The organism is Chitinimonas koreensis (assembly GCF_014353015.1).
GTDB classification, from domain to species: domain Bacteria; phylum Pseudomonadota; class Gammaproteobacteria; order Burkholderiales; family Chitinimonadaceae; genus Chitinimonas; species Chitinimonas koreensis.
Genome location: NZ_CP060704.1, coordinates 4,529,642 through 4,542,693 on the forward strand (window position 1 = coordinate 4,529,642; position 13,052 = coordinate 4,542,693).

The 13,052-nt window shown below is 71.2% G+C and carries 11 protein-coding genes; 1 reads left to right on the forward strand and 10 read right to left on the reverse strand.

The genetic code is table 11. The features are described from left to right. Positions 1-67: 67 nt before the first annotated feature. The 3 genes from H9L41_RS19050 to H9L41_RS19060 all read right to left on the reverse strand — a co-directional run bounded on the left by H9L41_RS19050 (position 68) and on the right by H9L41_RS19060 (position 4,863). Positions 68-2,188 carry a 3-hydroxyacyl-CoA dehydrogenase NAD-binding domain-containing protein gene (locus tag H9L41_RS19050; protein WP_028445071.1) on the reverse strand — a complete coding sequence of 707 codons (2,121 nt, stop codon included), beginning with the start codon at positions 2,186-2,188 and terminating at the stop codon, positions 68-70. Between the two features lie 312 nt (positions 2,189-2,500). Beyond that, complete coding sequence (locus H9L41_RS19055; RefSeq protein ID WP_028445070.1) at positions 2,501-3,709, reverse strand: acetyl-CoA C-acetyltransferase; 1,209 nt, start codon at positions 3,707-3,709, stop codon at positions 2,501-2,503. Positions 3,710-3,795: 86 nt separating this feature from the next. After that, positions 3,796-4,863, reverse strand: a complete 1,068-nt coding sequence (locus tag H9L41_RS19060) for an FUSC family protein (protein ID WP_028445069.1) — start codon at positions 4,861-4,863, stop codon at positions 3,796-3,798. A 57-nt stretch (positions 4,864-4,920) separates the two neighbouring features. Here H9L41_RS19060 and H9L41_RS19065 point away from each other — a divergent pair, with 57 nt between their 5' ends. After that, complete coding sequence (locus tag H9L41_RS19065) at positions 4,921-6,057, forward strand: acyl-CoA dehydrogenase family protein (protein WP_308417298.1); 1,137 nt, start codon at positions 4,921-4,923, stop codon at positions 6,055-6,057. A gap of 208 nt (positions 6,058-6,265) precedes the next feature. Here H9L41_RS19065 and H9L41_RS19070 read toward each other — a convergent pair whose 3' ends face one another. The 7 genes from H9L41_RS19070 to H9L41_RS19100 all read right to left on the reverse strand — a co-directional run bounded on the left by H9L41_RS19070 (position 6,266) and on the right by H9L41_RS19100 (position 12,944). After that, on the reverse strand, positions 6,266-6,715 hold the full coding sequence (locus tag H9L41_RS19070) for a hypothetical protein (protein WP_028445067.1): 450 nt from the start codon (positions 6,713-6,715) through the stop codon (positions 6,266-6,268). A 280-nt stretch (positions 6,716-6,995) separates the two neighbouring features. After that, positions 6,996-7,625: a lytic transglycosylase domain-containing protein gene (locus H9L41_RS19075; RefSeq protein ID WP_051318763.1), complete on the reverse strand. Its 630-nt coding sequence runs from the start codon at positions 7,623-7,625 to the stop codon at positions 6,996-6,998. A gap of 3 nt (positions 7,626-7,628) precedes the next feature. Continuing rightward, positions 7,629-9,353 (reverse strand): proline--tRNA ligase, encoded by a 1,725-nt coding sequence (locus tag H9L41_RS19080; RefSeq protein ID WP_028445066.1) that lies wholly within the window; start codon positions 9,351-9,353, stop codon positions 7,629-7,631. 119 nt (positions 9,354-9,472) lie between these two features. Further along, positions 9,473-9,700: a hypothetical protein gene (locus tag H9L41_RS19085; protein WP_187523540.1), complete on the reverse strand. Its 228-nt coding sequence runs from the start codon at positions 9,698-9,700 to the stop codon at positions 9,473-9,475. 11 nt (positions 9,701-9,711) lie between these two features. Further along, on the reverse strand, positions 9,712-10,824 hold the full coding sequence (locus H9L41_RS19090; protein ID WP_187523541.1) for a hypothetical protein: 1,113 nt from the start codon (positions 10,822-10,824) through the stop codon (positions 9,712-9,714). Between the two features lie 4 nt (positions 10,825-10,828). Further along, positions 10,829-11,269, reverse strand: coding sequence for a DNA polymerase III subunit chi (locus H9L41_RS19095; RefSeq protein WP_051318762.1), 441 nt, complete (start codon positions 11,267-11,269; stop codon positions 10,829-10,831). A gap of 4 nt (positions 11,270-11,273) precedes the next feature. Further along, positions 11,274-12,944 carry a leucyl aminopeptidase gene (locus H9L41_RS19100; RefSeq protein WP_084299883.1) on the reverse strand — a complete coding sequence of 557 codons (1,671 nt, stop codon included), beginning with the start codon at positions 12,942-12,944 and terminating at the stop codon, positions 11,274-11,276. Positions 12,945-13,052 lie beyond the last annotated feature (108 nt).

Sequence of the window (13,052 nt, forward strand, 5' to 3'; positions counted from 1 at the left end):
GAAGCCGCTCCTATGGGTGCGCCACAGACCGCAGCCGTAGCCCAGATGAGGATCAACAGACTGCCGATCAGCCCAGCCGCGCCGCCAGCGAAGCCGGCGCGGCGAACCGTTCGCCGTGCTTGGCCGCCAGCTCGCCCGCCCGTTCCAGCGCCGCGCCGTGCTGGCGCAGGAACTGCATCGCGCCGCCGGTCCAGGCCGGGAAGCCGATGCCGAGCAGCGAGCCGACGTCGGCGTCGCGCGCGTGTTCGAGCACGCCCTCGTCGAAGCAGCGCGCGGTCTCCAGCGCCTGCACGAACAGCAGCCGGTCGATCAGCTCGCGCATCTCGAAGCGCGGGCCGGCGGCCGGCGCCGTCCCTTCGGCAAAGGCGGCAAGACCCGGCCACAGCCGCTTGCGACCGCCCTCCGGATACTCGTAGAAGCCGCCGCCGGCCGCCCTGCCCTTGCGGCCGAAGCCGTGGATCATCCGCTCGACCACCGCCTCGGCCGGGTGCGGCCGGTAGGCAGCGCCGAGATCGGCGCGGGCCTGGCCGGCAATGCGCTCGCACAGCGTCAGGCTCACCTCGTCGGTGACCGCCAGCGGGCCGACCGGCATGCCGGCCTGCAGACCCGCCTGCTCGATCATCGCCGGCGGCACGCCCTCCGCCAGCATGGCCATGCCCTCGTTCACATAGCTGCCGAACACCCGGCTGGTGAAGAAACCGCGGCCGTCGCCGACCACGATCGGCGTCTTGCCGATCTGCTGCACGAAGTCGTGGGCGCGCGCCAGCGTCTCGGCGCTGGTCTGGCGGCCGCGCACGATCTCGACCAGCTGCATCTTGTCGACCGGGCTGAAGAAATGCAGGCCGACGAAGCGCTCCGGCCGCATGGACGCCTCGGCCAGGCCGCTGATCGGCAGGGTCGAGGTGTTGGACGCGAAGATCGCCTCGGCGCCGAGCACCGCCTCGGCCTCGCGCGTCACCTGCGCCTTGAGCGCGCGGTCCTCGAACACCGCCTCGATCACCAGCTCGCAGCCGGCCAGCTCGGCGGCCGAATCGGCCGGCCGGATGCGCGCCAGGATGGCGGCCGCCTCGGCTTCACTGGTACGCCCCTTGGCGATGCGCTTTTCCAGCAACTTGGCCGAATAGGCCTTGCCCTTCTCCGCCGCCTCCAGGCTCACGTCCTTGAGCACCACCTCGATGCCGCGCGAGGCGCAGGCCCAGGCGATGCCGGCGCCCATCATGCCGGCGCCGAGCACGCCGACGCGCGCCACCGGCTGCGGCGCGATGCCGGCCGGACGGCCGGCGCCGGCCTTGATCTCGTTCATGGCGAAGAACAGCGTACCGATCAGGTTCTTGGCCACCTGGCCGGTCGCCAATTTGGTGAAGTAGCGCGTCTCGATGCGGCAGGCGGTGGCGAAGTCGACCTGGGCGCCCTCGACCATGGCGGCCAGGATCGCCTCGGCCGCCGGATAGTTGCCGCGCGTCTTCTCGTACAGCATGGCCGGCGCCACCGCCAGCATCTGCGCCACCTTGGGCTGGCTCGGCGCGCCGCCGGGCAGCTTGTAGCCGTCCAGGTCCCACGGCTGCTTGGCCGCCGGGTGGGCCAGGATCCAGCCGCGCGCCTGTTCGATCAGCTCGGCCGGCGTGGCGGCCAGCGCGTGGACCAGGCCGGCCTTGGCGCCGGTGCGCGGCGAGAACTGGCGGCCTTCGAGCAGGTAGTCGAAGGCGCCCTGCAGGCCCAAGAGCCGCACCATGCGGGTGACGCCGCCGGCGCCGGGCAGCAGGCCCAGCGTGACTTCGGGCAGGCCGAGCCGGATCGACTCGTCGTCGAGCGCGATGCGGTGGTGGCAGATCAACGTCAGCTCGAAGCCGCCGCCGAGCGCGCTGCCGTTGATGGCGGCCACCACCGGCACGCCGAGCGTCTCGAGCGCGCGCATGTCGGCCTTGAGCGCCTCGACCATGCGGAAGAAGCCCTCGGCGCCGTCGGCCGGGATGGCGACCAGCTCCTTGAGGTCGCCGCCGGAGAAGAAGCTGCGCTTGGCCGAGGTCAGGATCACGCCGGCGATCGACTCGCGCTCGGCCTGCAGCCGCGCCACCGCCTCGTGCAGCGCAGCGCGGAAGGCCGCGTTCATGGTGTTGGTCTTCTCGCCTTGCGCATCGAGCGTCAGGGTGACGATGCGGTCGGCGTCGATGCTGTAGTGGATGCTCATGTAATTTTCCTTTCGCGGCTCGGCGCGGTTGTTCGGCCAAGCGCAGCAAAATCAAGCCACGGTGCCAGGCACCGGATGGTTGTCCTCAACCATTCGCGGCTCAAGCCGCTCCTACGCCGACTCGACGATCGTGCCGGCACAGGCGTGGCGCCCAACTGCAGGCTCAGCGACCCACCGACGAGCGCCAGCGAGGCCTCCCCGCTGCGACGGGGACGGGAGGGGTAAGGTTGAAACAGAGGAGCCACGTGATTCAGCCCTCACTGCGGGCGAGCGCCCGGCTTTCCCGGGCGCCTGAACCGGACGCGCAGCTACTCACAGCAGGTTCTCGACGATCGTGGCGACCCCCATGCCGCCGCCGATGCACAGCGTCGCCAGGCCGTAGCGCTTGCCCTGCCGCTCGAGCTCGTCGACCAGGGTGCCGAGGATCATCGCCCCGGTCGCGCCGAGCGGATGGCCCATGGCGATCGCACCGCCGTTGACGTTGATACGGTCCATGCCGACGCCCATCTCGCGGGCGAAGCGCATCACCACCGCGGCGAAGGCCTCGTTGACCTCGTACAGGTCGATGTCGTCGGCGCTCAGGCCGGCCTTGGCCAGGGCCTTCTGCGCCGCCGGCGCGGGGCCGGTCAGCATGATGGTCGGATCGGTGCCGGTCAGCGCGGTGGCGACCACCCGCGCGCGCGGCGTCCAGCCGTAGCGGCGGCCGGCCGCTTCGCTGGCCAGCAGCACCAGCGCGGCGCCGTCGACGATGCCCGAGGCGTTGCCGGCATGGTGGACGTGGTCGATGCGCTCGACCCAGGGATAGCGCCGCAGCGCCACCGCGTCGTAGCCCATCGCGCCCATCTGCTCGAAGCTCGGCTTGAGCTTGGCCAGGCCCTCGGCCGTGGTGGCCGGCTTGATGAATTCGTCCTCGGCCAGGATGGCGATGCCGTTCAGGTCGCGCACCGGCACGATCGAGCGGGCGAAGCGGCCGGCGGCGCGCGCGGCGGCGGCGCGGCGCTGGCTCTCCACCGCGTAGGCGTCGACCTCGGCGCGGCCGTAGCCCTCCAGCGTGGCGATCAGGTCGGCGCCGATGCCCTGCGGCACGAAGCCGAGCGCGCGCGCGGTCTCCGGGTCGGTCGCCATGGCCCAGCCGTCCGAGCCCATCGGCACCCGCGACATCGATTCGACGCCGCCGGCCACCACGATGTCCTCCCAGCCCGAGCGCACCTTCTGCGCCGCCAGGTTGACCGCCTCGAGGCCCGAGCCGCAGAAACGGTTGACCTGCACGCCGGCCGCCTTCCAGTCCCAGCCGGCCGCCAGCGCGGCGGTCTTGGCGATGTCGCCGCCCTGGTCGCCGACCGGGGTGACGCAGCCGAGCACCACGTCGTCGACCTCGGCGGTGGCAAGACCGATGCGCGCTTCCAGCGCGTGCATCAGGCCGGTCAGCAGCGACACCGGCTTGACCTCGTGCAGGCTGCCGTCGGCCTTGCCGCGGCCGCGCGGGGTGCGGATGGCGTCGTAGATGAATGCTTCGCTCATGATTTCCTCGTCCTGGCGCGCCATTGCGGCGCAATATCAAGCAAGCGCTAGCTTAAAGTAAAAGCTCGGCGCATGATAGCCGCCGCTCAGGCCGGCGCGGCCGGTTCGGCGCGCGGCTTGCGCAGCCGTTCGAGCAGGTGGCGGCGCGCGGTCGGGTTGAACAGCAGCATCGCCGCCAGCGCGACCGCCGAGCCCAGCGTGGTGTCGACCAGCCGCGCGTGCAGCAGCGCCACGCTGGTGGCGCGGCCGGCGTCGCCAAGCGCGAGGTCGAACAGCAGCAGCACCAGCGCGGTCAGCGTGGCCGACTGCGCCCACAGGTTCTTGGCCAGCGCGATCGGCCGCAAGAAGGCCAGGCCGATCACGCAGCCCAGCAGCACGGCCGGATCGCTGGTGAAGTGGCCGACCGTCCAGGCCAGCGCCACCCCGCAGGCGGTGCCGAAGGCGCTCTGGAACAGCCGGCGCAGGCTGTCCGGGCCGTCGGGCCGGATCACGAACAGCGTCGCAGCCGCCACCCAGGCCGGCCGCTGGTAGCCGAGCCACAGCGCCAGCGCGAGACCGCCGCAGACGGCCAGGCAGAAACCGGTCGCGTGCTGCCAGCCGGCGTTGTGGCCGGCCGCGATCAGCCGGGTGGCGTTGCGCAGGCCCGGGTGGCGGCGCGGCAGCGCGCGCGGCCAGACCAGGCTGTCGAGCCAGACCGCCAGCAGGCCGGCCGCCATGCCCAGGCCGAAGAACGGCAGGCCCTCGGGCGGCAGCATGGGCATGAAGGCGTAGATCAGCAGGATCAACGCAGCGAAGCGCAGGATGGTCTCGACCGCCACGCCGGTGCCGTCGACCCAGCCGATGCCGAAGCTGAGCACGGCCAGGGTGACGAACAGCAGGTGGTGGTGCGGCCCGAGCCACAGCCCGGCCAGCGCGCTGAGCACCACCAGCGCGAGGCCGGCGAACTGGGTCAGCAGGCGGTGGCGCAGCGTGCCGCCGAAATCGAGCAGGCTGGCGTAGAGCCCGCCGACCGCGCCGAACAGGAGGCCGACCGGCCGGTCGAGCCAGACCGCCACGGCGACCGGCGCGGCCACGCCGAAGGCGGCGCAGACGGCCTGGCGCCAGGGCAAGGCGCCCTGGCGCAGGTGCAGCAGATGTAGGGGCAAGAAGCGCATGGCACTCCGGCCGCCCTCGGGCGGCGCAGGCAAAACAAACCCACCTTAGGAGACAGAATGATTCCCCGCCGCCATTTCGATGCGGAACACGAGCTGTTCCGCGACAACTTCCGCCGCTTCCTGGCCGACGAGATCGTGCCGCACCAGCGCGAGTGGGAAGCCGCCGGCATGGTGCCGCGGCAGGTTTGGAGGCGCGCCGGCGAATTGGGTTTCCTCGCGCCCTTCGTCGACGAGCAGTACGGCGGCGCCGGCTGCCGCGATTTCCGCTACGACCAGGTGGTGGCCGAGGAGCTCGGCCTCGCCAACGAGTGGGGCCTGGCGCTCGGCCTGCATTCCTCGCTGGTGGCGCCCTATATCGACGCCTTCGGCAGCGAGGCGCAGAAGCGCCGCTACCTGCCCGGCGTGGTGTCGGGCGACTGCGTGCTGGCGGTGGCGATGACCGAGCCCGGCACCGGCAGCGACCTGGCCGCGATCCAGACGCGGGCCGAGCTGCGCGGCGACCATTGGCGGCTCGACGGCGCCAAGACCTTCATCTCCAACGGGGTGAACAGCGACCTGGTGATCGTCGCCGCCCGCACCCATCCGACCGAGAAGCGCGGCCTGTCGCTGTTCCTGGTCGAGAAGGGCTGGGACGGCTTCGAGATCGGCCGCAAGCTCGACAAGATCGGCCAGCACAGCCAGGACACCGCCGAGCTGTTCTTCCGCGACGTGCGGGTGCCGGTGGAGAACCTGCTCGGCGAGCCGCACCAGGGCTTCCGGATGCTGATGCAGATGCTGGCGCCCGAGCGGCTGACCTGCGCGATCGGCTCGCTCGGCGCCGCCCGGGCGGCGCTCGCGCTGACGCTCGACTACGTCAAGCAGCGCCAGGCCTTCGGCCAGCGGCTGTTCGACTTCCAGAACACCCGCTTCGAGCTGGCGGCGATCAAGACCGAGCTCGACGTCGGCCAGGTCTACCTCGACCGGCTGGTGATGGAGCACAACGCCGGCAGCCTCGACGCGGTCGACGCCGCCGAGGCCAAGCTGTGGACCAGCGAGCTGCTGGGCCGTGCGGCCGACCGCTGCCTGCAGCTGTTCGGCGGCTACGGCTACATGGCCGAATACCCGATCGGCCGGCTGTGGGCCTCGGCCCGGGTGGCGCGGATCTATGCGGGTTCGAGCGAGATCATGAAAGAGATCGTGGCGCGGGCGATGTGAACGAGCCGAGGTCGAAAGCACCGGCCGGCCAGAGGGCTCCGCAGGTCGGACTTCAGTCCGACCTACGATCCAACCGACGACGGCGATCGGCGGCCGCAGGTCGGGCTTTACGCCCGACAGCGACGCCGGCCAAGGGCGCCGTCGGGCATAAAGCCCGACCTACGCAACCGGTCGAAGCCCGACCTGCTCAACCGCTCCGGCCGCCGCATCAATCGATGCGGAATTCCTTGTCGGCCCGCTCGATGCCGTCGACGAACAGCTTGACCCGGTGCGCGCCCGGTCCGAGCGCCTTGGTCGCCATGCTGCCGTGCACGGTGTAGGGGGCGGCGTTGAAGTTGAACTCGGCACCGAGCTGGGCCAGCTGGCGCTCGCCCGAGCCGTCGTACCAGACCCAGCGGATCGGCCGCTTGCCCAGCGGCTTGTCGGCCGGGTTCCAGCTCAGCACCACGAACACGTTGACGGTGCCGTCCTTCATCGCGAAACGGCTCGCCACCTTCTCCGGCACCGGCGCGACCTCGCCGACGCCGATGTCGCGCGCCAGGGTGATCTGGTCGGTCTGCATCTCGTCCTTGGGAATCGGGGCGGGCGAATGGGAAGCACAGCCGGCAAGGCCGGTGGCGGCGGCGAGGCCGGCCAGGATGACGAGGTTGCGCAGCATGGTGCTCTCCTTGGGGTAGGCGGATGGCACAGCTGGGCAAGTTCCGTGCCGTGGCCCTCGCCCATCGCGCGATGCGCGGCAGAGCCCGCTGGCGGGTTCTGCAAGACCATCGCATGCATGCAGTTCTTGCACGGCGGTCATGTAAAAGCGCGCTCATCAGGCCCTCTCCCGCGCGAGGAAGAAGAGGGGGGTCGATTCAGTTCGAAGATCAGCGCCGACGATGTGGCAAGGCATGAAAAAGCCCCGCATCGCGGGGCTTTCGAACGGCCTGGGCCGCCGCCTACTTGGCCGGGTAGGCCACCGTCTGCAGGCGCACCGCACCCGGTTGCCAATCCCAGTTCGCCTTCCAGGCGCCGAGCACCAGGTTCGGGTACTCGGGCTTGCCCAGGCTGCCGTTGTAGCGGCCCAGCGCGCGGTAGAGGTCGCCCTTCTCGATGTCGAGGTAGTGGCGCAGGATGGTGCAGCCGAAGCGCAGGTTGGTATACATATCGAACAGGTTGTGTTCGTTGGTGCCGATGCTGCGCACCCAGAACGGCATCACCTGCATCAGCCCGCGCGCGCCGACCGACGAGATCGCGTACTTGCGGAAGCCGCTCTCGACCTGGATCAGCCCGAGCACCATCTGCGGATCGAGCCCGGCCCGCGTCGCCTCGTAGTGGATCGCGGTCAACAGCTTCTCGCGCATGAAGTCGTCGGGAATCTTCTTCTTCAGGCGGCCCGACATCTCGGCCAGCCAGGCCTGGCCTTCGCCAGCGCTGGCGAACACCAGCCGCGGCGCGGTCGCGTCGTTGATCGAGCGCTGCATGGCGGTCGCCACCGACAGCGACAGCGCTTCCTCTTTCTGCGCGCCGGCCAGCGCGGCCGGCGAAGCGATCAGCAACAGGGCGGCGGCAAGGGCGAGATGGCGCACGGCTTACTGCCCCTGGCGGCCGAGCTTGCCGAGCACGAAGCCGGCGATCTCGTCGCGGCCGACCAGCTCGGTCGCCGCCTCGCGGCGCGACACGTACTCGACCTTGCCTTCGGCCAGCGACTTGTCGCCGATGGTGATGCGGTGCGGGATGCCGATCAGCTCCATGTCGGCGAACATCACGCCGGGCCGCTCGTTGCGGTCGTCGATCAGCACGTCGACCCCCTTGGCCGCCAGCTCGGCATACAGCGCATCGGCGGCGGCCTTGACCGCCTCCGAGCGCTGGTAGCCGACCGGCACGATGGCCACCGTGAACGGTGCCATCGCCTCGGTGAAGCGGATGCCGCGCTCGTCGAAGTTCTGCTCGATGGCGGCGCCGACGATGCGGCTCACGCCGATGCCGTAGCAGCCCATCTCCATCGGCTTGAGCTGGCCTTCGCTGTCGAGGTACTGGCAGTTGAGCGCGGCCGAGTACTTGGTGCCGAGCTGGAAGATGTGGCCGACCTCGATGCCGCGGCAGATCTCCAGCGTACCGCGGCCGTCGGGCGAGACGTCGCCGGCCACCACGTTGCGCACGTCGGCGACCAGGTCGGCCTCGGCCACGTCGCGGCCCCAGTTGACGCCGGCGATGTGGAACTTGGGCTTGTTGGCGCCGACCACGAAGTCGCTCATCGCCGCCACCGTGCGGTCGGCGATCAGCCGGACGCGGCTACGGTCGATGCCGACCGGGCCGAGGAAGCCGGGCGGGCAGTTGAAGAAGGCGCGCAGCTCTTCTTCGGTGGCGAAGCGGAAGTCGTCCATGCCGGGCAGCTTGCCGACCTTGACCTCGTTGAGCGAATGGTCGCCGCGCAGCAGCACGATCTGCAGCTGGCCGCCGGCCATCAGCGCGATCAGCTTGACGGTGCGCTGCAGCGGGATGCCCATCAGCTCGGCCACCGCCTCGCAGGTGGTCTGCTTCGGCGTGTCGACGTCGCGCATCGCCTCGGCGGGTTCGGCGCGCGGCGCGGCCGGCGCCATCGCCTCGGCGGCCTCGACGTTGGCGGCGAAGTCCGAATCGGGGCAGTAGGCCAGCGCATCCTCGCCCGAGTCGGCCAGCACGTGGAATTCCTGCGAGGCATCGCCGCCGATGGCGCCCGAATCGGCCTTCACGGCGCGGAACTGCAGGCCCAGGCGGGTGAAGATCCGGGTGTAGGCGGCGTGCATCTTGCGGTAGCTGTCGGCCATGCCGGCGGCGTCGACGTCGAAGGAGTAGGCGTCCTTCATCACGAATTCGCGCGCGCGCATCACGCCGAAGCGCGGCCGGATCTCGTCGCGGAACTTGGTCTGCACCTGGTAGAAGTTGAGCGGCAGCTGCTTGTAGCTCTTGATCTCGGTCCGCGCGATGTCGGTGATCACTTCCTCATGGGTCGGACCGAAGCAGAAGTCGCGCTCGTGGCGATCCTTCATCTTCAGCATCTGCGGCCCGAACACCGCCCAGCGGCCCGACTCCTGCCACAGCTCGGCCGGCTGGATCGCCGGCATCAGCAGCTCGAGCGCGCCGGAGCGGTCCATCTCCTCGCGCACGACGGCCTCGACCTTGCGCAGCACGCGCAGGCCGAGCGGCATCCAGGTGTAGAGGCCGGAACCGAGCTTCTTGATCAGGCCGGCGCGCAGCATCAGCTTGTGGCTGGGCAGCTCGGCCTCGTTGGGGGCTTCTTTGAGGGTGGAGAGGAAGAATTGCGAGGTGCGCATCGGTCCGGACTCGGCGGTAATCGTCTGAAAGTGCGCGATTTTACCGCACTGGCCGGGTCTGAGTCGGACTCATCTGCCTTTGGCGCGCGAGGGCTTGGACAGCCGCCGCGCGGAAAAGCTCACTGCACCTTCTTCAGCGCCTCGGCGATCTGGGCCGCGACCAGCTTGTCCAGCTGCGGCTGCAGGGCGCCGAGCGCACGGCGCACCGTCTCGCCGTGCAGCGTGGCGATCTGCCGGCTCATCTCGGCGCGCACCAGCTTTTCCAGCTCGGGCTTGAGCGCGGCCTGCAGCGCGGCGGCCAGCGCCGCGGCGTCGATCGCCGGCGGCGCGGGGGCCGGTACGGGCACCGGAACGGGAATCAGGGGGGCGGCGCCGGCGTCGCGGCCGGTGCGCCGAGCGCGTCGAGGCGCTCGTCGAGATCGTGCGGCAGCTCGATGCTGAGCTCAGGGAAATCGTCGGCGACCAGCCGGGTCGGCGTCGGCGTGGGCTGTACCGGCACGGCCGGCCGGGCCTGGATCGCCGGTGCCACCGGCGGCAGCGGCGCGGCGGCTGGAACCGCAGCGGGCCGGGCCGGCACCGGCGCGGATTGCATCGCCTGCACGGCCGGCGCCACCGGCGCTGCCGGCGGAACGGCCGGCCGCACGGCGGCGGGCGGCTGGAGCGGCTGTAACGGTCGCGGCGCCACCGACGAGGCCGGCGGGACGGCTGCGGCAGCGACCGGGGGAGCGACGGCCGCAGCGGGAGCCGGCGGCGCCATGGCGGGTACCGCGGCGACCGGGGCGGGACTGGCCGGCGCCGGCACGGCCGGGATCGGAGCCGCGGCCGGCCTGGGCGCGGCGGGAACCGGCGCTTCGTCCGGCGCGGGGAAATCGAAATCGAGCGCCAGCTCCGGCATCAGCATCTCGCCGAACGGCGGCGCCGAGGGGCCGAGCGCCGCTGCGGGCGCCGGCTTGGGCTTGGCCTCGAAGGAGGATGGCAGGGTCAGTTCGGGGAAGTCGAGCGCAGGCAAAGGCGGCGGCGCCGCCGGCGCGGGCGGACGGATTACGGCTGCGGGCGCCGGACTCGGCGGCGGCAGCGTGGGCGCGGCCACCCGCGGCGGCTCGGGCCGGGCCACGGTAGCCGGCGGCGGCGCCACGTCCGGTGGCGGCACGCTCGGCGCCGGTGCGATCGGCGCGGGCCGGGCCTGGACTGCCGGCGCGGGCGCCGGCGTCGGTTCCGGCTCGAGGTGCAGATCCTCGGCGCGGATCTCTTCCGGCGTGAACATCAGGTCGTCGCCGATCAGCGGCGCCACTTCGGTCAGCACCGGGATGCCGCCGCGCGTATCGGGCCCGGCCAGGTCGGTCAGCACCGGCACGTTGGGATCGGGGCCGGCGCCGCGATGGCGGGCGATCAGCGCATCCATCTTGCCCAGCACGGCCGGCGGCGGTTCGTCGTCGTCGAAGAATTCGAACGGGGGATGCTCTTCGGCCATCGGCTCAGCTCTGTCTAGTTTGCGCCATGTCGGTGTAGTCGACGAGGTAGCCGGCGTCCTTGTACTGCGCGACGCGCTGGCGCGCCGCCTGGCGGCCGGCCTCGTCGTCGCGCGCGACGATCTCGATCACCCGGCCGGCACCGAGCGCGACGGGCACCACCTGGCCGGTCCAGTTGAACAGCACGGCGCGGCCGGCCAGCGTCTCGAGCCGGTGGTCGAGCCAGACCGGCGTCTCGGCCGCGACCGCGTCGCGCGGATGGCAATGCGGCAGGAAGCCGGTGGCCGGCACCTCCCACAGCAGGCGGTCGAGCCGCGCCGCGGTCGCTTCGGAATCGGCCGCGATGCCGATGGCGAGCCGCTGCTTCAGCGCCTTGCCGACAAGCTGGCAAAGCGCCTGCTCGCGGCTCTGGACGTTGAAGTAGAAGCTCGCCTGCGGCTGCGCCATGCGCTTACTTCTTCTTCGCCGCCGGCTTGGCGGCCGGCTTGGCCGCGGCCTTCGCGGCAGGCTTGGCGGCAGCCTTGGCTGCCGGCTTCGCCGCTGCGGTCTTGGCGGCCGCGGGCTTGGCCGCGGCTTCCTTGGCGGCAGCAGCCTTGGTCGCCTTCGCGGCGGCCGGCTTGGCTTCGGCCTTGGCGGCCGGCTTGGCGGCGACGGGCTTGGCCGCCACCGGCTGGGCAGCAGCGCGGGCGCGCAGGAACTGGGTCAGCAGCGGCACCGGACGGCCGGTCGCGCCCTTGGCTGCGCCGGACTTCCAGGCGGTGCCGGCGATGTCGAGGTGGGCCCAGTCGTACTGCTTGGCGAAGCGCGACAGGAAGCAGGCCGCGGTGACCGAGCCGCCCGGACGGCCGCCGATGTTGGCGAGGTCGGCGAAGTTGGACTTCAGCTGTTCCTGGTATTCGTCGAACAGCGGCATCTGCCAGGCGCGGTCGCCTGCGGCTTCGCCGGCGGCGACCAGCTCACGCGCCAGGTCTTCCTGGTTGGCGTAGAGACCGGTGACGTGGTGGCCCAGCGCGATCACGCAGGCGCCGGTCAGCGTGGCCACGTCGATCACCGCGGCCGGCTCGAAGCGCTCGGCGTAGGTCAGCGCGTCGCACAGGATCAGGCGGCCTTCGGCGTCGGTGTTGAGGATCTCGACCGTGAGGCCGTTCATGGTGGTGACCACGTCGCCCGGCTTGCTGGCGTTGCCGGCCGGCATGTTCTCGCAGCTGGCGACCACGGCGTAGACGTTGAGCGGCAGCTTGAGCGCGCCGACCGCGTGCATGGTGGCGATCACCGAACCGGCGCCCATCATGTCGTACTTCATCTCGTCCATGCCCTCGCCCGGCTTGAGGCTGATGCCGCCCGAGTCGAAGGTGATGCCCTTGCCGACCAGCACCACCGGCTTGTCGCCCTTGGCGCCGCCTTCGTGCTTGAGCACGATGAACTTGAGCGGCTCGGTGCTGCCCTTGGCCACCGAGACGAAGGACCACATGCCGAGCTTCTCGACGTCGGCGCGCTCGAGCACCTCGATCTTCATGCCGAACTGCTTGGCGATGCCGCGGGCGGTCTCGGCCAGGTGGGTCGGGGTGCAGAAGTTGGGCGGCAGGTTGCCGAGCTGCTTGCCGAGGTTGACCGCCTCGCCCAGCGCGCGGCCGGCGGCGATGCCGGCGGTCGCGGCCGCTTCGTCGGCCTTGGCGACCAGCACGGTGACCTTCTTCAGGCCGGCCTTGTCGTCCTTCTTGGATTTGGTGGTGTCGTACTTGTAGCTGGCGTCGAAGGCCGCGCTGGCGATCTCTTCGGCGGCCGATGCGGCGGTGCGGCCGTCGAAGGCCACGGCCAGCTCGCCGCCCACGGCGGCGGCGGCGCGCACCGCGGCGCGGGCGGCGTCGCGGAACTCGCGGTCGCTCGCGCCCACGCTCACCAGCAGCACGCGCTCGGCGGCGACGCCGGGCACCTTGTGCAGCAGCACGCAGCTGCCGGACTTGGCATCGAGGTCGCCGAGCTTGACCACGGCGGCCAGGTGCCCGCCTGCTGCCTGGTCGACCGCCAGAGCCGTCGCGCCCAGCTTGCCGTCGCTGACGGACAGCGCCAGCACGGCGGCTTTGTGTTTTTCGGCGGCAACGGCCTTGGCGATGATTTCCACGGTGGACTCCTGTAAGATCGCGGCGCGTAAACTCTTCGGTCGAGAAGTCTACCCCGCTGGTTGTGAATTCACCGCGCCGCTCATGGCCGCAGGGTGAATAGGCGGAAA

What these genes read in the sequence shown, in the direction of transcription:
- H9L41_RS19065 (WP_308417298.1), top strand. Translation starts at nt 4,921, where the DNA reads ATGATTCCCCGCCGCCATTTCGATGCGGAACACGAGCTGTTCCGCGAC.
- H9L41_RS19080 (WP_028445066.1), bottom strand. Translation starts at nt 9,353, where the DNA reads ATGCGCACCTCGCAATTCTTCCTCTCCACCCTCAAAGAAGCCCCCAAC.
- H9L41_RS19055 (WP_028445070.1), bottom strand. Translation starts at nt 3,709, where the DNA reads ATGAGCGAAGCATTCATCTACGACGCCATCCGCACCCCGCGCGGCCGC.
- H9L41_RS19060 (WP_028445069.1), bottom strand. Translation starts at nt 4,863, where the DNA reads ATGCGCTTCTTGCCCCTACATCTGCTGCACCTGCGCCAGGGCGCCTTG.
- H9L41_RS19070 (WP_028445067.1), bottom strand. Translation starts at nt 6,715, where the DNA reads ATGCTGCGCAACCTCGTCATCCTGGCCGGCCTCGCCGCCGCCACCGGC.
- H9L41_RS19050 (WP_028445071.1), bottom strand. Translation starts at nt 2,188, where the DNA reads ATGAGCATCCACTACAGCATCGACGCCGACCGCATCGTCACCCTGACG.
- H9L41_RS19090 (WP_187523541.1), bottom strand. Translation starts at nt 10,824, where the DNA reads ATGGCCGAAGAGCATCCCCCGTTCGAATTCTTCGACGACGACGAACCG.
- H9L41_RS19095 (WP_051318762.1), bottom strand. Translation starts at nt 11,269, where the DNA reads ATGGCGCAGCCGCAGGCGAGCTTCTACTTCAACGTCCAGAGCCGCGAG.